We start from the raw sequence: 21,525 nt of genomic DNA, 5'->3' as shown, positions 1-21,525 counted from the left end.
ACAACCGGAGTGTTCCCACGCGTCAACCATACACCAAGTCCGGGCATTTTGCCCGCCTGAATTCCGGGCGTGCGCTCGCCGCGCTATCGGGCCTGTTCCCCCGCGCCGGCACCTGCTATGCGGGCAGCCATGCAAGGGTTCGGCTTCCAGCTTCTCGCCACCGATGGCGCGGCGCGCTCCGGGGTGATTTCCACGCCGCGGGGCGAGGTGCGCACGCCCGCCTTCATGCCGGTCGGCACCGCGGGCACCGTCAAGGCGATGCTGCCCGAGAGCGTCGCGGCGACCGGCGCCGACATCCTGCTGGGCAACACCTATCACCTGATGCTGCGCCCGGGCGCCGAGCGCGTGGCGCGGCTCGGCGGGCTGCACCGCTTGATGAACTGGGACAGGCCCATCCTCACCGATTCCGGCGGCTTCCAGGTGATGAGCCTGGCGGGGCTGCGGAAACTCACCGAGACGGGCGTCACCTTCAAGAGCCACATCGACGGTTCCCGCCACGAGTTGACCCCGGAACGGTCGATGGAGATCCAGCGGCTTCTGGGGTCCGACATCGTGATGTGCTTCGACGAATGCCCGGGGCTGCCCGCGACCGAGGACGAGGTCGCGCGCGCCATGCGGCTGTCGATGCGCTGGGCGGAGCGGTCGAAGGCCGCCTTCGGCGACCGGCCCGGCCATGCGCTTTTCGGGATCATGCAGGGCGGGGTGACGCCCGACCTGCGCGAGGAATCGGCCGAAGCGCTGACGGCCATCGGCTTCGACGGCTACGCGGTGGGCGGGCTTGCCGTGGGCGAGGGGCAGGACGCGATGTTCGGCGTGCTGGACTACGCGCCCGGCTTCCTGCCTGCGGACAAGCCTCGCTATCTCATGGGCGTGGGCAAGCCCGAGGACATCGTCGGCGCGGTGGCCCACGGCATCGACATGATGGATTGCGTCCTGCCCACGCGATCGGGCCGCACCGGGCAGGCCTTCACGCGGCGCGGCGCCGTGAACATCAAGAATGCCCGCCACCAGGACGACCCGAGGCCGCTGGACGAGGCGTGCACCTGCCCGGCCTGCCGCGCCTATTCGCGCGCCTATCTGCACCATGTCTTCCGCGCGGGCGAGATCATCGCCTCGATGCTGCTGACCTGGCACAACCTGCATTACTATCAGGACGTTATGAACGGGATGCGCGCCGCCATCGCCGAGGGCCGTTTTGCCGCCTTCGAGGCGGAGTTCCGCGCGGGGCTCGCGCAGGGGGATATCCCGCCGCTGTAATCCCGCCCGGTCCCGAAAGCGCGAAATTGCGCCCAATGGTGGCTTGCACCTTAAAGGCGACAGGGGCATGGTGTCGCGAAGCTTGCGACGAGTCTGGTTGAATCTGGGTGTTCGACCCCCAGATATTGGGCCAGAGAGGAGAGGACCGGGGGCCGCCGGAAGAACGGGGCCAGCGTCCTCTTGCCATATCAGGGAACGCACATGACCGAACAACTGAACCACGCCTACCCGGTTCTTCCGCTGCGCGACATCGTGGTCTTTCCGCACATGATCGTGCCGCTCTTCGTGGGGCGCGAGAAATCCGTGCGCGCGCTGGAAGAGGTGATGCAGGACGACAAGCAGATTCTGCTTTCGGCGCAGATCGACCCCGCGGTCGACGAGCCGACGACCGACGGCATCTACCGCACCGGCGTGCTGGCCAATGTGCTGCAATTGTTGAAATTGCCCGACGGCACCGTGAAGGTCCTGGTCGAGGGCCGCACGCGTGTGCGCATCACCGAGTTCCTCGAGAACGAGTCCTTTTTCGAGGCCAGCGCCGATGCGCTGAGCGAGGAGATCGGCGACGAGGCCACCGTCGAGGCGCTGTTGCGTTCGGTGGGGGCCGAGTTCGAGCGCTATGCCAAGGTCAAGAAGAACATCCCCGAAGAGGCGCTGGCCACGGTGGCCGAGACGCGCGCCCCGGAAAAGCTGGCCGACCTCGTGGCCGGTCACCTCGGCATAGAGGTGGCGCAGAAGCAGGAGCTTCTGGAAACCCTCGTCGTCGCCGAGCGGCTGGAAAAGGTCTTCGGCCTGATGCAGGGCGAGATGAGCGTCCTGCAGGTCGAGAAGAAGATCAAGACGCGCGTTAAGTCCCAGATGGAGCGGACCCAGCGCGAGTACTATCTCAACGAGCAGATGAAGGCGATCCAGCGCGAGCTGGGCGATGGCGACGAGGGCCAGAACGAGATCGCCGAACTCGAAGAGCGCGTGGCCGCCACCAAGTTTTCCAAGGAGGCGCGCGAAAAGGCCGAGGCCGAGATCAAGAAGCTCAAGTCGATGTCGCCGATGTCGGCCGAGGCCACGGTCGTGCGCAACTATCTCGACTGGATGCTGTCGATCCCGTGGAACGTGAAGTCCCGCGTGAAGAAGGACCTGACCCGCGCCGAGACGATCCTCGACGAGGATCACTACGGTCTGGAAAAGGTCAAGGAGCGGATCGTCGAATACCTCGCGGTGCAGCAGCGCTCGAAGAAGCTGAAGGGGCCGATCCTCTGCCTCGTCGGCCCGCCGGGCGTGGGCAAGACGTCGCTCGGCAAGTCGGTCGCGCGGGCCACGGGGCGCGAATTCATCCGCATCTCGCTGGGCGGCGTGCGGGACGAGTCCGAGATCCGCGGCCACCGCCGGACCTATATCGGCTCGATGCCCGGCAAGATCATCCAGGCGATGAAGAAGGCCAAGTCGACCAACCCGCTGATCCTGCTCGACGAGATCGACAAGATGGGCCAGGACTTCCGCGGCGACCCGGCCTCGGCCATGCTCGAGGTGCTGGACCCGGAACAGAACTCGACCTTCGCCGACCATTACCTGGAGGTGGAATACGACCTCTCGAACGTGATGTTCATCACCACGGCGAACTCCTACAACATGCCGGGCCCGCTGCTGGACCGGATGGAGGTGCTGCCGCTGGCCGGCTACACCGAGGACGAGAAGCTGGAAATCGCCAAGCGGCACCTCGTGCCCAAGCAGATGAAGAATCACGGGCTCAAGGCTCGCGAGTTCGACCTGACCGACGAGGCGCTGACCGCGCTGGTGCGCACCTATACCCGCGAGGCGGGCGTGCGGAACCTGGAACGCGAGATCGCCAAGCTCGCCCGGAAGGCCGTGACCAAGCTGGTCAAGAAGGAGACCGACAAGGTCACGATCACGCCGGACGTGCTCGAGGACTTCCTCGGGGTCAAGAAGTTCCGCTATGGCCTTGCCGAGAAGGAGGACCAGATCGGCGTGGTGACCGGGCTTGCCTGGACGTCGGTCGGCGGCGACCTGTTGTCGATCGAGGCGCTCAAGCTGCCCGGCAAGGGCCGGATGAAGACCACCGGCAAGCTGGGCGACGTGATGAAGGAATCGATCGACGCGGCCTCCAGCTTCGTCCGCTCCGTGGCGCCCGATATCGGGGTCAAGCCGCCGCGCTTCGAGAAGTGGGACATCCACGTCCATGTGCCCGAGGGCGCCACGCCCAAGGACGGGCCGTCGGCGGGCATCGCGATGGTTACGTCGATCGTCTCGGTGCTGACCGGCATCCCGGTGCGCAAGGACATCGCCATGACCGGCGAGGTCACGCTGCGCGGCAACGTGCTGGCCATCGGTGGGCTCAAGGAAAAGCTTCTCGCGGCGCTCAGGGGCGGCATTACAACGGTGCTGATCCCCGAGGAGAACGAGAAGGACCTCCGCGAGATCCCCGACAACGTCAAGCAGGGCCTGGAGATCATTCCCGTGGCCAATGTCCGCGACGTGCTGAAACATGCGCTCGTCCGCGAGCCCGAGCCCATCGACTGGGACGAGGCGGCCGAGGAGGCGGCGGCCCAGGCGGCGTCTTCGGCTTCGGGCGAAGAGGCGGCGGGCCAAGTCGCGCACTGACGCAGGACGACACCGCGACAAGATCAAGGGCGCGCCGTCGCGGCGCGCCCTTTTCTTTTCCCGGCGGCGGCGCGCGAAGGTGCCCGGGCCGAACGAATCGGGGTTTTCCGCTGGTATCCTCGGCGCTTCGGACCGGGGCCGGCATCGACCCGCGGCCCTCGGGGCGGAAGCCGGCCCGCGTGGGAAAGGCGATCCGCAGGTCCTGTCGCCTTCAGGTGCAATCTGAAGCGTTCGGGGCCTTGCGGCCCGCTGCACGAGCGGCTATCAGGTCGTCCCAAGGGTGATTAGCTCAGTGGTAGAGCGCTTCGTTCACATCGAAGATGTCGGGAGTTCGAATCTCTCATCACCCACCATCCTGCCCCTCGAATGCCTTCCACCCTATTCGAGGAAAGGCGGCATCCTGCAGGCGCGGCCACCGTAAGAAGACGCGCATCATGGCATCTACGCGGCGGAGCCCGGCCGTGATCCTGTCCCCCTGACAGTCGGGGAGCTACGGTTCTTACGCTATGGCGGCGGGGGCGATGGGACCGGGAGTTGGTACCGCGGTCCAGGCGCCGCGACGGGGCGCCCAGGCGACCGCCGCGCTGGACGCCCGGGAAGGCGCAGCTTCAGGTCGCGCCGCGCCCCTTGAGGGCGTGTCCTTTGGCGACGATCAGGCGCGGACCGGCAGCGGTGCGGGGCAGGTGTCGCTCTCGGGGCGCAGGGCGGCCCAGAGGATCAGGACGAAGGCGCCGGACATGCCGCCAAGCCAGTAGGCGAGAAGCGACCCGAGAAAGCCGGTTTCGAGCATCAGCGCCGCGGTGCCGGCGGACAGGCCCCCGGTCAGGATGGAACACAACACGATCGCAATGGCCATGGCACAACTCCTTTTGCCCATTTTCCATCGCCGGCGTGGCAGGAATGGGGCATCACCAAGGAAAGGTCAGGACCGTTAATTTCAGGTTGACCGACGGGTATCTTGCCCCCTCGCAGCGCGCCAAGGGGGCTTGCGGCCCGGCCCGTCGACAGTCTAAATCGCGGTCACCGGGCGATTAGCTCAGCCGGTAGAGCGCCTCGTTTACACCGAGGATGTCGGGAGTTCGAGTCTCTCATCGCCCACCACCGGCCCTAGGGCAGGGTGTGGGATGCGGCCCGTCGCAAGAGCTGGAGCTGCCATCGGTTGGTCTTTCAGGCCAGAAGCGCCCTTCCCGCGCCATAGAGCCAGACAGCGAGACAGGCGATCGACCCGCCAAGCACGCCAATCGACGTCATAGGCTTGCCGTCGATGTCCAGCAGATACGCCACCGAGAACCTCGCGAACCGGGCCGCGTGAACCGCGATCCCCCCGAGGACGAAAACGGTCGTCCATGCGGTCGTGAAAAAGGTGGTGTAGAAGAATACGCCCATCGCCACGTCCGGATCCGCGCGCAGGCTGACGAGCCGGTGGAGCGGAAGGGAGAGGACCCTGTCGATGTCCGGGGCCTCGCCCGAAAGCACGTATCGGACAACGAACATCACCAGCGAAGCGCCGACCAGCACGGCGAGAAACAGGGCGACGGTGAGCGCGATATCGAGCAGGAGCAGCAGCACGAAGGCGACCCTGCCCCGGGGGGCGAGGTGCCGGAGCAGAAGGCGCGATTTCAGAACGAACAACAGGTCGGCCGGAACGTTCACAAGGAGCAGCATCAGCGGAAAGGCGATCCACGCGTCGTCCCAGTCTGCAACATGACCGATCGTCAGCGATGCAATCAACGTGATGATCAGGCACAGCGTGACCGAGACAAGGCCGGTGCGGATCAGCGCCCGCGACGAGACGAGGCGCGGTCCGAAGAAGCCGTCCATCACGCGCGGGGACGTGTCAAGCCAGCTGGCCATCTCGAGGGACAGGCCATCGGCTGCCCGGCGGATCATGGCCGCATGATCACGCTTCAGCGCCGGGCTGATGATTCCATCCACGAAGCGGAAGAAGCCGAAGACCGAAGCGAAGATCGTCATGTCGGCCAGGAGAACCTCTGCCACCGTGGACATGTCGTAGAGCTGGTCAGACATTCCTGGAACACGCCCGGCCCGCGTCGGCCATATCGAAACCATGCGACGTTTGGGGAACCGCCGCTTGGCCGGCGCCTGCGGACCGCCTCGTTCATCGTCGCGGGAACGATACGATTCGCGCAGGACAGGCGTCAAATCCGCAAGGGCCGGCACGCACCGGGAGATGCCGGGCGGCGCGTTCCCGTCTTGTGCCGGTCATGCCCGCCTGCAACTGTCGGGACAACTCAACGGAGAGGAGAAGTTCCATGCCCCGACCGCTCGCCGATCTGATCCAGCAGGGGCGCGGCGCGGCGCCGGCCGACCTCGTCCTGAAAGGCGGGGCAGTGCTCGATCTCGTCACCGGCGAGACCGTGCCTGGCGACGTGGCGATCTGCGGCGAGACCATCGTGGGCATCGGCGCCGACTACGACGGGCGCGAGGTGATCGATGTCGCGGGCCTGACGTTGGTGCCGGGCTTCATCGACACGCATCTGCATATCGAAAGCTCGCTCGTCACGCCCTTCGAGTTCGACCGTTGCGTCTGCCCGCGCGGCGTGACCACCGCGATCTGCGACCCGCACGAGATCGCCAACGTGGTGGGCGTTCCGGGGATCGAATTCTTCCTTGATGCCTCCGCCCGCACGGTGATGGACATCCGGGTGAACCTGTCCTCCTGCGTGCCCTCGACGGAGATGGAAACCGCGGGCGCGCGGATCGAGGCTGACGACCTCGCCCGGCTGATGGACCATCCGCGGGTGATCGGCCTGGCCGAGATGATGAACTATCCCGGCGTGCTCGCGGGCGACCCGGGCGTCCTAGCCAAGCTGGAGGCGTTCCGGGGGCGGCATATCGACGGGCATGCGCCGCTTCTGTCGGGGCGGGACCTCAACGCCTATATCGCCGCCGGCATCCGCACCGAGCATGAGGCGACGAGTGCCGAAGAGGCGAAGGAGAAGCTGCAACGGGGGATGCGGGTGCTGATCCGCGAGGGGTCGGTGTCGAAAGACATGGCGGCGCTGCGTCCGCTGCTGACCGAGCGCACCGCGCCCTACATGTGCCTGTGCACCGACGACCGGAACCCGCTGGATATCGCCGAGTTCGGCCATCTCGACCACATGATCCGCTGGATGATCGCCGAGGGCAGCGACCCGCTGTCGGTGTACCGCGCGGCCTCGCTGTCGGCGGCCGAGGCGTTCGGGCTGAAGGACCGGGGCCTTGTCGCGCCGGGACGGCGGGCCGATATCGTGGCGCTTGCCGACCTGGGCGAGTGCCGGGCCGAACTGGTGATCGCGGGCGGGCGCGAGGTCGACGACGCGGCGTTCGGCGCGCGCGCGCCGGTCGCGCCGGTGGGGCGGGGCTCGGTCAAGGCGCCGCCGATCACGCCCCAGAGCTTCCGCGCGGCCTCGAACACCGCCGAAACCCACGTGATCGGCATCGTCGAGGGCCGGATCCTGACCGAGCATCTGGTCGAGGACATCGTGCCCGAGGACGGCGAGAAGCGCGCCGATCCCGCCCGCGACCTGGCCAAGATCGCGGTGGTGGAGCGGCACGGGCGGAACGGGAACGTCGCGGTGGGCTTCGTGCGCGGCTTCGGCATGCGTGAGGGGGCCATCGCCTCGACAGTTTGCCACGACCACCACAACATCGTGGTGGTGGGGGCGTCCGACGAGGACATGGCGCGGGCCGCGACGCGCCTGACCGAGATCGAGGGCGGCTTCGTGGTGGCCGGGCAGGGCACGGTCCTGGCCGAACTGCCGCTGCCGGTCGCCGGGCTGATGAGCCTGGAGCCCTTCGAGATGGTCGAGGCGCGGCTCGACCACCTGCGGGCCGCGGCACGGTCACTGGGCGTGACGCTGGAGGAACCTTTCCTGCAACTTGCCTTTCTGTGCCTGCCGGTGATTCCGGCGCTCAAGGTTACCGATCACGGCATGGTGGACGTGGCGCGGTTCGAGATCATCGACCCGACCGGGGCCGGGCGGTGAACGGGCGAAAGAACTGCCGATATTCGCATTGCGAGTCGCTTGACGCGGACGATGGGCGGGCCTAAAAGACACCTCACGCCGGGCGCGCCCGGACGGCGCTGCGGTTGTAGCTCAGTTGGTTAGAGTACCGGCCTGTCACGCCGGGGGTCGCGGGTTCGAGCCCCGTCAACCGCGCCACCGCCCGTCCGTTCCGCTCCCGCGAAATGCGCGGTTGTAGCTCAGTTGGTTAGAGTACCGGCCTGTCACGCCGGGGGTCGCGGGTTCGAGCCCCGTCAACCGCGCCATTTCCTTCTCCCGGAGCGCCGATGGCCCGTTTTCTCGACGAGATGCCGCTCGCCCTGGCGATCGTGCTCGCGCTCACCCTCGGTCTCGCCCCGTTCACGCCCGAACCGCATATCTGGGAGAAGCTCAGGATGCTGGCCGCGGGTGAGTTGCGGCGGGGGATCGACAGTCTCGATCTCTGCCTGCACGCCGCGCCCTGGGCCCTGCTGCTGGCCAAGCTCGGGCGGATGGCGGCTCGACGCTAGGGGGCGCTACCGCCCTTCCTTGACGGCTGCGCCGTCGCGTCCGGTTGGGCCCGGCGCCGCGCCTGCGGCGCGGCGTGGCCTCCGTGCACTCGAAGATTCGGCGCATGACGGGGGCCAGTCCCGCCGAGAGGCGCCCGGAGGGCAGGTTTGCCCCCAAGCGCGGTTCCGAGGGGCAGCCCCGGCCGCCGCGCTCAGGAGGACAGCGCCGCCAGGATGCGCGCCCAGGAGCGGATGCCCTTGTGAAAGCTCTCCACGTCGTATTTCTCGTTCGGCGAGTGGATGGCGTCGTCATCGTGGGCGAAGCCGATCAGCATCGAATCCATTCCCAGAATGCGCTTGAAATGGCCTGCAACCGGAATCGAGCCGCCCGACCCGATGAAGGCGGCGGGCTTGGGCCATTCCGCCGAGAGGGCGGCGCGCGCCCGTTCGAAGGCCGGGGCGTCGATCGCCATCTGCGCGGCGGCCGAGGCGCCGTGCTCCTCGAACGCGACCTCGCAATCGGGGGGCAGCATCCCGCGCACCATGGCGCGGAACGAGTCGCGGATCCTCAGCGGGTCCTGCTCGCCAACCAGCCGGAAGCTGACCTTGGCCGACGCCTGCGACGGCAGCACGGTCTTGAAGCCGGCGCCCGTGTAGCCGCCGTGGATGCCATTGATCTCGCAGGTCGGGCGCGACCAGATCATTTCCAGCGCGGTGCTCCCTGCCTCGCCCGCGGGTTCGGAGAGACCGACCTCGCCGAGAAAGGCCTGCGCGTCGAAGCCGAGGTCCTGCCACTGGCGGGCGACCGCCTCGGGCAGGTCGGCGACGCCCTCGTAGAAGCCCGGCACGGTCACGCGGCCGTCCGAGTCGTGCAATGCGGCGAGGATGCGGGCGAGCACGCGGATCGGGTTCATCGCAGGGCCGCCATACATACCTGAATGCAGGTCCTTGGACGGCCCGGTCACGGTGATTTCCTCACCGACGAGACCGCGCAGCATCGTCACGATGCCTGGCGTCTCGGCGTCGAAGAGGCCGGTGTCGCAGATCAGCGCCAGATCGGCACGCAGCGCCTCCGTGTTCTCCTGCAGGAACGGCACGAGCGAGGGCGAGCCCGACTCCTCCTCGCCCTCGAAGAACATCGTGAGCCGCGCCGGCAATGTGCCATGCACGGCCTTCCACGCGCGGCACGCCTCTACGAAGGTCATCAGCTGGCCCTTGTCGTCGCTGGCGCCGCGGCCCCGGATCACCCGGCCCCTGGGCGTTTCCTCGATCGCGGGGTCGAACGGATCGCGGTGCCAGAGTTCAAGCGGATCGACGGGCTGGACGTCGTAGTGGCCGTAGAACAGGAGGTGCGGGCCGCTCTCGCCGCCATTGCCCAGCACCATCGGCCGCCCGGGCGTTTGATGCGGGCGGGCCTCGAACCCGATCGAGCGCAGATCTTCAGCCAGCCACTCGGCCGCGGCGGTGCAGTCGCGCGCATGGGCCGGGTCGGTCGAGATCGACGGGATACGCATCAGCGCCATCAACCTGTCCAGCGCGTGGGGCAGATCGGCGTCGATGCGGGTGAGCACGGGGTCGAGGGACATGCGGGGAACTCCGTTGGGGTGGGATCGCCGCGGACCCTAACAGGCGGCCGCGGGCTGTCCAGAGGGGTGGTCGGGCGGGCGCGCGCGCGCTAGGTTTCGCGCAGGCAGATCGGGGAGGGCCCAAATGAAAGCGATCCGGGCGATCATGGTGGCGGGCGCACTGGCCCTGCCGGCGGCGGTTTCGGCGCAGCCGGTGGACGGGCGGACGGCGCGGGCGCTGGTCTACGATCCGTCGGGCGTCGAAGTGACTATCATCCGTCTCGATTTTCTCACGGAGCAGGACGACCTGCGCGCGCTCGATTTCGCGGCCAGGCAGCAACCGTATTACGCCGCCATCGCGGTCGCGCCCGGCGAGGGGTTGATGTCGAACGCCACGGTGGCGGCGGCGAACTATCACGACGTGGGGTCGGCCCGCCAGGCGGCGCTGAAAAGTTGCGATTCGCGGCGGCAGGGCGGCGCGCGTTGCGTGATCGCCGCCGAGGTGCGCCCCCTGGGCTGGGAGCCGCGCCGGTTGAGCCTCAGCGCCGATGCCACGCTAGGCCTGCGCCAGAGGTATCTGCGTGGCGGCCGCGGCGAGAAGGCGATGGCGATCTCGCCGTCGACCGGGATCTGGTCGGTCGCCAAGGGAGGCGGGGCCGCGCGCGAAGCTCTGGACGGCTGCGCCCGGCAGTCCGGGGCGGTCGATTGCGAACTGGCCGTCGCCGACCGCTAGCCGATATGTCCAGCTGACCTGACACAAAATCTGTCAACGCGACTTGACAGAGGTCAAAGTCCGGGCATGCTGTGACTCGGTACTGTTACATCCGAGTGGAGCGCGCGAGACCTTCCTGAAAAGGAAGTGGTGAGGCGTTCGCGGTGAAATCGAGCGACGCAAGGGGAGAGTTTCCGATCGGAACGCGCAACGTCTGATCTGCGGCATTTGAACGCAAGGTAACGGGCGATTTCGCGGCATGGTGCTTAGACATTCCGCGTCATTCGAATATGAAAGACGGGCAGGGATGAGAGGAGCGGCGCCACCGACAACGGCGGGGCGCCTTGGCAGGGCCGACGCTGGCCCGAATAGACGGAGGACCCGGACGGCCCCCACAGCCGCGGGGAACGAGACCGGGGAACCAGAGGCCGCGCATGGTGGCCCGAAGACGAAGGAGAGACCCGGTGGACTATTCTGCAGCACTCGATACGGCGATCAACCGGCTGCACGAGGAGGGGCGCTACCGCACCTTCATCGACATCGCGCGGCGCCAGGGCGCCTTCCCGCAGGCCACGTGGAGCCGTCCCGATGGCGATTCGCAGGACATCGTGGTGTGGTGCGGCAACGACTATCTCGGCATGGGGCAGCACCCGGTGGTGCTCGAGGCGATGCAGGACGCGCTGAACGCCGCCGGCGCCGGGTCGGGCGGCACGCGCAACATCTCGGGCACCACGGTCTACCACAAGGAACTCGAAGCCGAGCTTGCCGATCTGCACCAGAAGGAAGCCGCGCTGGTCTTCACCTCGGCCTACAACGCCAATGACGCGACGCTATCGACCCTGCCGATGCTGTTTCCGAACTTGGTGATCGTCTCGGACGAGCTGAACCACGCCTCGATGATCCAGGGCATCCGCCGCGGGCGCTGCGAAAAGCATATCTTCCGCCACAACGACGTCGCGCATCTGCGCGAAATCCTTGAGAAAATCGAGAAAGGGCGTCCGATCGTCATCGCCTTCGAATCGGTCTACTCGATGGATGGCGATTTCGGTCCGATCGAAGAGATCTGCGATCTCGCCGACGAGTTCGGCGCGCTGACCTATATCGACGAGGTCCATGCCGTGGGCATGTACGGCCCTCGCGGCGCGGGCGTGTGCGAGCGTGACAACCTCATGCACCGCATCGACATCATCAACGGCACGCTGGCCAAGGCCTATGGCGTGTTCGGCGGCTACATCGCGGCCTCCGCGAAAATGTGCGACGCGGTCCGCTCCTACGCGCCGGGCTTCATCTTCTCGACCTCGCTGCCGCCGACGGTGGCCGCCGGCGCCGCCGCCTCGGTGCGCTTCCTCAAGACCGCGACGGACCTGCGCGAGAAGCACCAGGACCGCGCCCGCGTGCTCAAGGCCCGCTTCAAGGGGCTGGGCATGCCTTGCATCGACCACGGCAGCCATATCGTGCCGGTGATCGTGGGCGACCCGGTGCACACCAAGACGATCTCGGACAAGCTGCTGGAGCTTTACGGCATCTACGTGCAGCCGATCAACTTCCCCACCGTGCCCCGCGGCACCGAACGGCTGCGCTTCACGCCCTCGCCGGTGCACACGCCCGAGCAGATGGACGTGCTGGTGCGGGCGATGGACGAGTACTGGTCGCATTGTGCGCTGAATCGCGCCGAGCTGACGGCTTGATAACCCTTCTCTAGGTGCACCGCTCCCGTGCTTGTGATAATGTTAGCCATTAAGGGCGGCGATTCCCTTGGGTCGCCGTCTGACCTGGGGACACAAAGACAGGCACGGGGCGGTTTGGATGATCAGGCGCAAACAGTCGCGCGCTGCGACTGAGGGCAGTCAAGACACACCTAAGGGTTTCGACGCCTATGAGTTGCGCCTCGGCGATGTCATGCGCGGGGAGCGTGCGACGCTCGGCAAGTCGTTGCTCGACGTTCAGCGCGAACTGAAGATCCGCGCGACCTATATCGCCGCGATCGAGAACGCAGACCCCACCGCCTTTGAAACGCCCGGCTTCATCGCAGGATATGTGCGCTCTTACGCCCGTTACCTCGGGCTCGACCCGGAATGGGCCTATCGCCGGTTCTGTGAAGAGGGCAATTTCGCCACCGTCCACGGCATGAACGCGGCCGGGGCCGCGCCCAGCGCCCCGTCGCGGCGCCTGGGCCCCGAGGGACGCGATCCGCTGGCCGACCCCAACGCGATCTTCGTGCCGCGCGGCGAGGCGTTCCTGTCGCGGATCGAGCCTGGGGCGATCGGGTCGGTCATGGTGCTTTTGGGGCTGATCGCGGTGCTCGGCTACGGCGGGTGGACGGTGCTGCAGCAGATCCAGCAGGTCAAGCTGGCCCCGCTCGACCAGCAACCAGGACTGGTGGCCGATGTCGACCCGCTGGGCCCCACGGACGGTGCGCAGATGGCCCAGGCGCCGGTCACGCCCCCCACGACCGAGGCGCTGGACCGGCTCTACCGGCCCCAGGCGCTCGACCGCCCGGTGTTGGTGGCCCGCGACGGTCCGATCGCCACGCTCGACCCGGGCGAGATCGGCGCGCTGGTTTCGGATCGGCCCTACAACCATGTCGTCGCGCGCGCCACGCCGGCCGAGGCGTATCCGTCGGGCACGGACGAGGCGCCGCCGGTGCGGGTCGTGGCCGAACCCGCTCGGCGCGACCTCGCGATCATCGCCGCCCGGCCCGCCTGGGTGCGCGTGTCGGCCGGCGACGGTACCGTGCTGTTCGAGCAGATCCTCGATGCGGGCGAACGCTACGTGATTCCCGAAACGGACGAAGCTCCACGGCTGCGCGCGGGCAATTCCGGCGCCGTCTACTTCTCGGTCAATGGCGAGACCTACGGCCCCGCCTTGCCCGGTGCGCAGGTGGCCAAGAATGTCGAATTGTCGGCCGAGGCGCTGACCGAGCGGTATCAACTGGCCGATGTCGTGGCCGATCCGGATCTCGCGGTGGCTCTGGCCCGGAACGAGGCGCAGCCCGAGGGCGGCACCGGGTCGCAATAACGCGAGCGCGACAGGCCGCGCGTTGCGGCGACTCGGGCAATCCTTTATCAGATAGGCGAAATCACTCGTCGCCGGACAGGAACCCATGTCGCTGAATGCCGTGCGCCCCTGGCGCAGTATCGACCGCCGCAAATCCCGCCAAATCCAGGTCGGCCCCGTCGCCGTGGGCGGCGACGCGCCGATCTCGGTGCAGACCATGACCAACACGGTCACGACCGACATCAAGGGCACGATCGCGCAGGTCCAAGCCGCCGCCGAGGCCGGCGCTGACATCGTGCGCATCTCGGTCCCCGACGAGGACTCGTCGCGCGCGCTGAAAGACATCGTGGCCGAAAGCCCGGTCCCGATCGTCGCCGACATCCATTTCCACTACAAGCGCGGCATCGAGGCGGCCGAGGCGGGCGCGGCCTGTCTGCGGATCAACCCCGGCAATATCGGCGATGAAAAGCGCGTGCGCGAGGTCATCAAGGCCGCCCGCGACCATGGCTGCTCGATGCGGATCGGGGTGAATGCCGGGTCGCTGGAAAAGCACCTGCTGGAGAAATACGGCGAGCCGTGCCCCGAGGCGATGGTCGAGTCGGCGCTCGAACATATCCGCATCCTCGAGGACAACGACTTCTTCGAGTTCAAGATCAGCGTGAAGGCCTCCGACGTTTTCCTCGCGGCCGCCGCCTACCAGGGCATTGCCGAAGCGACGGATGCGCCGATCCACCTCGGCATCACCGAGGCGGGCGGACTCGTCTCGGGCACGATCAAGTCGGCGATCGGCCTGGGCAACCTGCTTTGGATGGGCATCGGTGATACGATCCGCGTGTCGCTGTCGGCCGACCCGGTCGAGGAGGTCAAGGTCGGTTACGAGATCCTGAAATCGCTGGGGCTGCGCCATCGCGGCGTGAACATCATCTCGTGCCCCTCCTGCGCGCGGCAGGGCTTCGACGTCATCGCCACCGTCGCGGAACTGGAAAAGCGGCTCGAACACATCAAGACTCCGATGAGCCTGTCGATCATCGGCTGCGTGGTGAACGGCCCGGGCGAGGCGCTGATGACCGATGTGGGATTTACCGGCGGCGGCAATGGCAACGGCATGGTCTATCTCGCCGGCAAGCAGGATCATCGCATCTCGAACGAAGAAATGATCGACCACATCGTCGAGCAGGTGGAAAAGAAGGCGGCCGAGATCGAGGCCGCGGAGGCCGCCTCGGGCGCCGAAGCCGCGGAGTAGCGCCCGCCGCGCCGCGCGCTATCTGCGGGGGAGTCGAAGGAGGAGCCCCCGCAGGATGCACGATTTCTATTCCGACACGCAGACCCGTCCGACCCGCGCCATGCGCGAGGCGGCGCTCGACGCACCCTTGGGCGACGAGCGCCACGATGCCGATCCGCCCACCCTGGAACTCTGCGCACGGGTGGCCGAGATGCTGGGCATGGAGGCGGCGCTGTTCCTGCCCTCCGGCACAATGTGCAACGAGATCGCCATCGCGGTGCATACACGCCCCGGCGACGAGGTGATCTGCACCCGCGACAGCCATATCATCTTCGCGGAAAGCGGCGGGCCGGCGGCGCTGTCGGGCGTGATGATGCATCCGATCGATGCCGAGCGGGGCATGCTGACGCCCGACCAGGTGACCGGGGCGGTGCGCCCGCACTCGGCCCACGCGCCGCGCTCGCGTCTGCTGGTCGCCGAGCAGACGGCCAATCTCGGGGGCGGCGCGGTCTGGCCGGTGGAACGACTGAACATGGTGGCCGAGGCGGCGAAGGCGGCGGGCCTGGCCACGCATCTTGACGGGGCGCGGCTGTTGAACGCCCAGGTCGCCACGGGCGTGCCGGCGGCGGACCATGCGAAGGGCTTCGACAGCGCGTGGATCGCCTTCACCAAGGGGCTTGGCTGCCCGGTAGGCGCGGTGCTGGCGGGCTCGCGCGAATTCGTCGCCGAGGCGTGGTTGCTCAAGCGGCGCTGGGGCGGGGCGATGCGCCAGACCGGGGTTCTCACCGCGATGTGCCTCTACGCGCTCGATCACCATGTCGAGCGGCTGGCAGAGGACCATGCCCTCGCGCAGGATATCGGCGGCCGGCTAGCCGATCTGCCGGGAATTGCGCGCGTCCTGCCGGTCGAGACCAACATCGTGATCGCCGACCTTGCCGATACCGCTCCCAACGCGCGCGAGCTGGCGCGGCGCCTGCGTGAGCGCAAGGTGACCGTGACCGTTGTGGGGCCGCGGCGCCTGCGGATGGTTACGCATCTGGACGTGGGGCCGGCGGATGCCGACGCCCTGATCGCCGCGATGGCCGCGCTTGCCTGAGGGGTGGCGTCACTCCGCCCTTGTGGCGGTCACGATCTCGCGCATGCCCGCCAAGGGCACGTAGCCGCGCAACATCTGGTCGTCGAGGATGAAGGTGGGCGTGCCGGTGATCTGCATGCGCTGGGCCAGCGCGTGGTTTTCCTCGATCACCTGCGCGACCTCGGCCGAGTCCATCCGCGCCACGATCGCGTCGCCATCAAGCCCGAGATCGCCGGCAAGCCGCGCGAGCGACGCCTCGTTGATCTTGCCGCGGTATGTGATGAGTGTGTCATGCACTTGCCTGTAGGCGTCGTCGCCGGCCACCTGCAGGGTCGCAATGGCGAAGCGAGAGGCCAGCGCGGATTCCGGCCCGAGGATCGGGAACTCCTTGACAATGAAGCGGATGTTCCCGTCGCTCTCGATCAGTTCGCTGACCTCGGCATGGGCCTTGCGGCAATAGCCGCAGCGGTAGTCGATGAACTCCACCAGAGTCAGATCGCCGTCAGGGTTGCCGCCCACCCAGGAATGGCCGTCGCGGAAGATGTCGTCGGCGTTCACCTGGACCAGCGTCGTGTCATTGGCGGCCTGGGCATCGGCCTGGCGCTGTTCCAGCACGCCGATCGCCTCCATCAGCACCTCGGGGTTGTCCATGAGGTAGGCGCGCACCTCTGCGCGGAACGCGTCGCGCTCAGCATCGGTCATCTCGGTCAGGTCGAGGGCGTGGGCGGGCAGGGCGAGGCCGAGGGCCAGCAGGGCGGCGGGCAGGCGGATCGTCATCGGGCGGTCTCCATCCGGTCGGGTCGTGTCGTTTGCAACACATCCGCGCCGCGGGGCCAATGGGCAATCTCGTCGGCGTTGCTCAATTCTTCCGGCGCATCGCCGCGGCGATGGCTGCCAATGCGCGTTCCGGGAGGGCGCCCCGGATCAACGTGCGCTCGAGGACATGCGCGGGCGGGGCGCCGAGGTGCAGCCGGTCCATGAGCGCGCGGTTTGCGGAGAGTGCGGCCGCGATGTCGGGGGCTTCCAGCCGCGTCGACAGGGCGGCGGGGGAAAGCCCGAGGTCGCGGGCGATCGCATCGAGGGTGGCCTGCGACAGGTCGGACACGGCGAACAGCGCCTCCTGGGCGCGGGCATAGGTGTCGGCCCCGCCGACAGCCAGGACCGCCCGGGCGAAGCGCGCGGCCCGGCGCGCGTCCGCGCCCGGGCCGGGGGCGTCCTTGACGACGAGGCGCAGCCTGCCGTCCCGCGCCGCCAGCGCGCGCGCCGCGGCCAATGCAGGGCCGCAGGCGGCACAGGCGTAATCGACGAAGGTGACGAGCGTGACATCGCCCTGCGGGTCGCCGCCGGTCCAGTCCGCCGGATCGTGGAACAGGGTCTCGGCCTCCGCCGCGATCCGGTCGAGGTCGCTTCGCGCCGCGGTGGCATAACGGCGTTCTTCTGCCGCGGCGAGCGCGTCTTCGATCACCTCGGGGTGTTCCAGAAGATAGGCGCGCAGCTCGGCCCGGAAGGCCGCGCGCTCCGCCGCGCTCAACTCCAGCGCGGGCGCGGCCCCCGCCGTCAGCAGGGCAGCAAGGCTGGCGCCGGCAAGCCGCCTCATTTCCGGCGCGTCGCGCGTTCGGCCGCCGCCAGCACGTCCTGCGCCCGCAGCCAGCCCGGCGCGCCGCGCGGCACGAGCCCGAGCGCGCGCCTGGCATGCACCGCGGCGGTGTCCAGCCGGCCCTGCACCGCGTAGCGTTCGGCGGTGGCGACCGAGGCCATGCCGTTGTCGCCCGCCCGTGCGTGCGCCACCGCAAGATCGCGCAAGAGCCGCGGGTCCTGCGGGTCGCGGGCGCGCGCGTTGGTCAGCACCGACAGCGCCTTGCGGTTGGCTTGCGGGGTGTCGAGCGCAAGCAGCGCCCGGCCATAGCCGCCGAGGATCAGCGGTTCGCGCGGGGCCAGGTCGACGGCGCGGGCATAGGCGTCGACCGCGGGGCCGAAGCGGCGCGACTCGAGCAGAATCTGGCCCTTGAGCTCGTGCACGAAGGGGTCGCCCGGCCGCGCCGCCTCCAACCCACCCATCTCGGCCAGGGCCTTCTCGGGGTCCGGGGTTCGATGCCACGCGACCGCACGGCGCATCATCCCCACGCTGCTGTCGTCGCCGCGCGCCTGGCGCAGCGTCTGCTTGGGGCTTTGAAGGAAGGCGCCGAGCTTGCCGCGGGTGCGGGCGAACCAGTAGTCGGCCGTCCGGTCCCGGCCGGTGCCCTCCTCGTAGGCGGCGGCGAAGCCCCGCATCGCGCGTATACGCTCGGCGGTCAGCGGGTGGGTGCGCACATACGGGTCCTGCCGCGCGGTGCTCAGCGCCTCCTGGCCGCGAAACAGGTCCAGCACCTCGACCATGGCGTTCGGGTCGACGCCGGCCCGCGCCATGTAGCGCACGCCCGCCTGGTCGGCCGACGATTCCTCGGCTCGGGTATGGCCGAAGAACACGCGCTGCGCCGAGGACGACGTGCCCATGGCGATACCCGAGGCAGCCTCGGCATTGCCTGTGGCGGCCACGGCCAGCGACATCAGAACGCCCATCGCCGCCGCGCTCTTGGCGCCGCGCAGGTTGGCGAGGCGCCGGGTGATGTGACCGTTGGCGATATGGGCCAGCTCGTGCGCGATTACCGCCTGGAGCTGCGCCGCAGCCTCGAGCCGCAGGATCAGGCCGGAATGGATCATGATCGTCTGCCCGTCGAGCACGAAGGCGTTCATCTCGCGATCGTTCAGCACGAGTACGCGCAGATTGGCGGGGCTGAGGCCCGCGGCATTGGCCAGCGGCTGCGTCAGTTCGCGGAGCGCATATTCGATCTCGGCATCTCGGATCAGCGTTTGGGCGCGGGCAAGCATCGGCGTCAGCGCCAGAACGGCCGCGAGCAGCAGCGAGAGCGCCGGCCGGGGCCGAATGAGCGCCGCCATTGACGTTGTCGCCCCGCGCTGGAAGAAAGCCTGCATGACAAGCATCCTAAGGAGACGGGCATGAAGGTTTCAAGCCGCGGCGATGTCGATCCCTTCATTGTGATGGATGTGATGCAGGCCGCCGCGCGCGCCGAGGCGAAGGGCGCCCGCATCATCCACATGGAGGTCGGCCAGCCCGGCACGCCGGCGCCCGCCGCCGCCCGCGCGGCCCTGGCGAAAGCCATGGAGGAAGAGGCGCTGGGCTACACGGTGGGCCTGGGCCTGCCCGCGCTGCGCGCCCGCATCGCGCGGCTATATGGCGAGTGGTACGGGGTGGACCTGAATCCCGACCGCGTGGTGGTGACGCCCGGCTCCTCGGGCGGGTTCACGCTGGCGTTCACCGCGCTCTTCGACGTGGGCGCCAAGGTCGGCATCGGCGCGCCGGGTTATCCGTCCTACAAGGCGATCCTTCAGGCGCTGGGGCTCCAGGCGGTGATGATCGACACCGAGGCACAGCACCGCTACCAGCCGGTGCCCGAGGACCTGCCCGCCGACCTTGACGGGCTGCTGGTGGCCTCGCCCGCGAACCCGACCGGGACGATGCTCGACCGCGACGCGCTGGCCGGGCTGATCGACGCCTGTGCGGCGCGCGGCGCGGCCTTCATCTCGGACGAGATCTATCACGGTATCGAGTACGAGCGGAAAGCGGTCACGGCGCTGGAAATCACCGACGAGACCTACGTCATCAACTCGTTTTCCAAGTATTTCTCGATGACCGGCTGGCGCGTCGGCTGGATGGTCGTGCCCGAGGACCACGTCCGCCGGGTGGAGCGGCTGGCGCAGAACCTGTTTATCTGCGCCCCCCACGCCGCGCAGGTGGTCGCGCTGGCCGCCATCGACTGCCAGGACGAGCTGCAGGCCAACAAGGCGGTCTACCGGCGCAACCGCGAGCTGATGATGGAGCGGTTGCCGAAGGCTGGATTCGAGAAGATCGCGCCGCCAGACGGGGCCTTCTATGTCTATGCGGACGTCTCCGACCTGACCGAGGACAGCCGCAAGTTCGCCGCGGAAATTCTTGAAAAGGCAGGCGTCGCGGTGACGCCCGGGCTCGATTTCGACCCGGCTCGGGGCGCGGGGACGCTCCGGTTCTCCTACGCCCGCTCGACGGCGGATATCGAGGAAGGGCTGGACCGGCTCACCCGCTTCATGGCCGCCCGCTGATGGAGGCGCGCAACGGCGTCCTGGCAATGGTCGGGGCCTGCGTCATCTGGGGCCTGTCCTCGATGTACTACAAGCTCTTGGCCCATGTGCCCCCGCTGGAGGTGTTGGGCCACCGGACGTTGTGGTCGCTGGTCTTCTTCGGGCTGGTGCTGGCTGCGCAGGGGCGGTTGACAGAGATTGCGCGCCTGGTCGCGCGGCCCCGCGCGCTGGCTGTCGTGTTCCTGGCCGCGCTTGCGATCTCGACCAACTGGTTCTTCTTCATCTTCTCGATCCAGACCGGCCACGCGGTCGAGGCGTCCCTGGGCTACTACATCTTCCCGCTGGTTGCCGTGGCGCTGGGCTTTGCTTTCCTGGGGGAGCGGCACTCGGCGGCGAAATGGGTGGCCGTGGCGATGGCCTGCATCGCGGTCGCGGGGCTGACCTGGGGGCTGGGGGTTGCCCCCTGGGCGTCGCTGGCGCTTGCCGGCACCTTCGGCATCTACGGGCTTCTGAAACGGGCGGTGCCGGCCGGGCCGGTCGTTTCGGTGACGACCGAGGTGCTGCTGCTCGCGCCGCTCGCGCTCGTCTGGCTCTGGGGCGTTCATGCGCAGGGCTGGACCGGGCTGACCGGGCGCCATCTCGCGACCTTCGGCCATGATCTGTCGGACAGCCTGCTGCTGATGCTCTCGGGACCGCTGACCGCGACGCCGCTGATCCTGTTCTCGTATGCGTCCAAGCGGGTCAGCTACGCCACCGTGGGGCTGGTGCAATACCTCAACCCCACCCTGCAATTTCTTGTTGCTACAATGGTCTTTCGCGAAGCCTTCACGCCTTGGCACGGCTTCGCCTTCGCCCTGATCTGGGCCGCGCTCGCGCTCTACTCCGCCGAGAGCCTGCGGCAGGAAAGGGCGTCGCGCAGGGCCTCGATCAGCGTCGGCACATCCGGCACGACCTGAACGAAATCGCGCAAGGAGGGATCGGCAAAGCCTTCGGTGATGAAGTGGTCGATGAGGCCGGTGAGCGGCGCCCAGAACGACTCGGTCGATAGCAGCAGGATCGGCTTTTCGTGCAGGCCGAGCTGGCGCCAGGTCAGCACCTCGAAGAACTCGTCCAGCGACCCGGCGCCGCCCGGCAGCACCACGATCGCGTCGGAATTCATGTACATGACCTTCTTGCGCTCGTGCATGTTCTCGGTGACGACGAAGGTCGAGAGGTCGCGCTTGCCGACCTCGCGGTCGAAGAGATGCACCGGGATCACCCCGAAGGTGTCGCCGCCTGCAGCCTGCGCCGCGCGCGCCGCGCGGCCCATCAGCCCGACATCGCCCGCGCCGTAGACCAGCCGCCAGCCCGCCTCGGCCAGCGCGCGGCCCACCGCCTCGGCCTCGGCGCCATAGCCGGGACGGATTCCGTTGCGGGAGCCGCAGAAGACGCAGATGGAGGGGGGGAGTGCGGTCATTGCGTGCCTTGTGGATG

General features: G+C 68.2%; 18 protein-coding genes and 4 tRNA genes. 15 read left to right on the top strand and 7 right to left on the bottom strand.

What is annotated here, in order from left to right:
• Positions 1-129: 129 nt before the first annotated feature.
• The 3 genes from tgt (at position 130) to BUR28_RS06260 (ending at position 4,223) form a co-directional block, all read left to right on the top strand.
• Complete coding sequence (gene tgt, locus BUR28_RS06270; RefSeq protein ID WP_254813696.1) at positions 130-1,257, top strand: tRNA guanosine(34) transglycosylase Tgt; 1,128 nt, start codon at positions 130-132, stop codon at positions 1,255-1,257.
• 201 nt (positions 1,258-1,458) lie between these two features.
• Complete coding sequence (gene lon, locus BUR28_RS06265; protein WP_074219340.1) at positions 1,459-3,870, top strand: endopeptidase La; 2,412 nt, start codon at positions 1,459-1,461, stop codon at positions 3,868-3,870.
• Between the two features lie 278 nt (positions 3,871-4,148).
• A tRNA-Val gene (locus BUR28_RS06260) sits at positions 4,149-4,223 on the top strand.
• Positions 4,224-4,522: 299 nt separating this feature from the next.
• Here BUR28_RS06260 and BUR28_RS06255 read toward each other — a convergent pair.
• The gene (locus BUR28_RS06255; protein WP_074219339.1) at positions 4,523-4,726 is read right to left on the bottom strand and encodes a hypothetical protein; all 204 of its coding nucleotides are present in this window, start codon (positions 4,724-4,726) and stop codon (positions 4,523-4,525) included.
• A 169-nt stretch (positions 4,727-4,895) separates the two neighbouring features.
• Between BUR28_RS06255 and BUR28_RS06250 the strand changes: the two genes are divergently transcribed.
• A tRNA-Val gene (locus BUR28_RS06250) sits at positions 4,896-4,971 on the top strand.
• A gap of 66 nt (positions 4,972-5,037) precedes the next feature.
• On the opposite strand, the gene BUR28_RS06245 is transcribed toward BUR28_RS06250, so the two are convergent.
• Complete coding sequence (locus BUR28_RS06245; protein WP_139307503.1) at positions 5,038-6,051, bottom strand: hypothetical protein; 1,014 nt, start codon at positions 6,049-6,051, stop codon at positions 5,038-5,040.
• A gap of 92 nt (positions 6,052-6,143) precedes the next feature.
• On the opposite strand from BUR28_RS06245, the gene ade reads away from it, so the two are divergent.
• The 4 genes from ade to BUR28_RS06225 all read left to right on the top strand — a co-directional run bounded on the left by ade (position 6,144) and on the right by BUR28_RS06225 (position 8,386).
• Positions 6,144-7,859, top strand: coding sequence for an adenine deaminase (gene ade, locus BUR28_RS06240; protein ID WP_074219337.1), 1,716 nt, complete (start codon positions 6,144-6,146; stop codon positions 7,857-7,859).
• A 100-nt stretch (positions 7,860-7,959) separates the two neighbouring features.
• Positions 7,960-8,036: transfer RNA gene (locus tag BUR28_RS06235), tRNA-Asp, on the top strand.
• A gap of 30 nt (positions 8,037-8,066) precedes the next feature.
• Positions 8,067-8,143: transfer RNA gene (locus BUR28_RS06230), tRNA-Asp, on the top strand.
• 21 nt (positions 8,144-8,164) lie between these two features.
• Complete coding sequence (locus tag BUR28_RS06225) at positions 8,165-8,386, top strand: RND transporter (RefSeq protein ID WP_074219336.1); 222 nt, start codon at positions 8,165-8,167, stop codon at positions 8,384-8,386.
• 191 nt (positions 8,387-8,577) lie between these two features.
• On the opposite strand, the gene BUR28_RS06220 is transcribed toward BUR28_RS06225, so the two are convergent.
• A complete protein-coding gene (locus BUR28_RS06220; protein WP_074219335.1) occupies positions 8,578-9,951 on the bottom strand; it encodes a M20/M25/M40 family metallo-hydrolase in 1,374 nt (457 codons plus the stop codon).
• 124 nt (positions 9,952-10,075) lie between these two features.
• On the opposite strand from BUR28_RS06220, the gene BUR28_RS06215 reads away from it, so the two are divergent.
• The 5 genes from BUR28_RS06215 (at position 10,076) to BUR28_RS06195 (ending at position 15,957) form a co-directional block, all read left to right on the top strand.
• Positions 10,076-10,663, top strand: coding sequence for a 5-aminolevulic acid synthase (locus BUR28_RS06215; RefSeq protein ID WP_254813695.1), 588 nt, complete (start codon positions 10,076-10,078; stop codon positions 10,661-10,663).
• 443 nt (positions 10,664-11,106) lie between these two features.
• Positions 11,107-12,330, top strand: a complete 1,224-nt coding sequence (hemA, locus tag BUR28_RS06210) for a 5-aminolevulinate synthase (RefSeq protein ID WP_074219334.1) — start codon at positions 11,107-11,109, stop codon at positions 12,328-12,330.
• 118 nt (positions 12,331-12,448) lie between these two features.
• Positions 12,449-13,660, top strand: a complete 1,212-nt coding sequence (locus BUR28_RS06205) for a helix-turn-helix domain-containing protein (protein ID WP_074219333.1) — start codon at positions 12,449-12,451, stop codon at positions 13,658-13,660.
• Positions 13,661-13,745: 85 nt separating this feature from the next.
• Positions 13,746-14,882: a flavodoxin-dependent (E)-4-hydroxy-3-methylbut-2-enyl-diphosphate synthase gene (gene ispG, locus BUR28_RS06200; RefSeq protein ID WP_074219332.1), complete on the top strand. Its 1,137-nt coding sequence runs from the start codon at positions 13,746-13,748 to the stop codon at positions 14,880-14,882.
• Positions 14,883-14,937: 55 nt separating this feature from the next.
• A complete protein-coding gene (locus BUR28_RS06195) occupies positions 14,938-15,957 on the top strand; it encodes a threonine aldolase family protein (RefSeq protein ID WP_074219331.1) in 1,020 nt (339 codons plus the stop codon).
• A 9-nt stretch (positions 15,958-15,966) separates the two neighbouring features.
• Here the strand turns inward: BUR28_RS06195 and BUR28_RS06190 are convergent, their stop codons facing one another.
• The 3 genes from BUR28_RS06190 to BUR28_RS06180 form a co-directional block, all read right to left on the bottom strand.
• Positions 15,967-16,713, bottom strand: a complete 747-nt coding sequence (locus BUR28_RS06190; protein ID WP_074219330.1) for a DsbA family protein — start codon at positions 16,711-16,713, stop codon at positions 15,967-15,969.
• An 82-nt stretch (positions 16,714-16,795) separates the two neighbouring features.
• Positions 16,796-17,533, bottom strand: coding sequence for a DsbA family protein (locus BUR28_RS06185; RefSeq protein WP_074219329.1), 738 nt, complete (start codon positions 17,531-17,533; stop codon positions 16,796-16,798).
• Positions 17,530-18,873, bottom strand: a complete 1,344-nt coding sequence (locus tag BUR28_RS06180; protein WP_074219328.1) for a M48 family metalloprotease — start codon at positions 18,871-18,873, stop codon at positions 17,530-17,532. Before BUR28_RS06180 ends, BUR28_RS06185 begins: the two co-directional genes overlap by 4 nt.
• 60 nt (positions 18,874-18,933) lie before the next feature.
• Between BUR28_RS06180 and BUR28_RS06175 the strand changes: the two genes are divergently transcribed.
• Together BUR28_RS06175 and rarD are read left to right on the top strand one after the other, a co-directional pair.
• Entirely contained in the window at positions 18,934-20,073 is a 1,140-nt protein-coding gene (locus tag BUR28_RS06175) for a pyridoxal phosphate-dependent aminotransferase (RefSeq protein ID WP_074219327.1), read from the top strand.
• The gene (gene rarD / locus BUR28_RS06170) at positions 20,073-21,008 is read left to right on the top strand and encodes an EamA family transporter RarD (RefSeq protein ID WP_083626478.1); all 936 of its coding nucleotides are present in this window, start codon (positions 20,073-20,075) and stop codon (positions 21,006-21,008) included. Before BUR28_RS06175 ends, rarD begins: the two co-directional genes overlap by 1 nt.
• On the opposite strand, the gene BUR28_RS06165 is transcribed toward rarD, so the two are convergent.
• Entirely contained in the window at positions 20,930-21,508 is a 579-nt protein-coding gene (locus BUR28_RS06165; protein WP_074219325.1) for an LOG family protein, read from the bottom strand. The genes rarD and BUR28_RS06165 overlap by 79 nt on opposite strands.
• Positions 21,509-21,525: the final 17 nt, after the last annotated feature.

The sequence above is a fragment of the Rhodovulum sp. ES.010 genome (assembly GCF_900142935.1).
In the GTDB taxonomy this organism is placed as follows: domain Bacteria; phylum Pseudomonadota; class Alphaproteobacteria; order Rhodobacterales; family Rhodobacteraceae; genus Rhodovulum.
The sequence above is the reverse complement of the archived record's forward strand: the minus strand, read 5'-3'. Positions and strand labels throughout refer to the sequence as shown.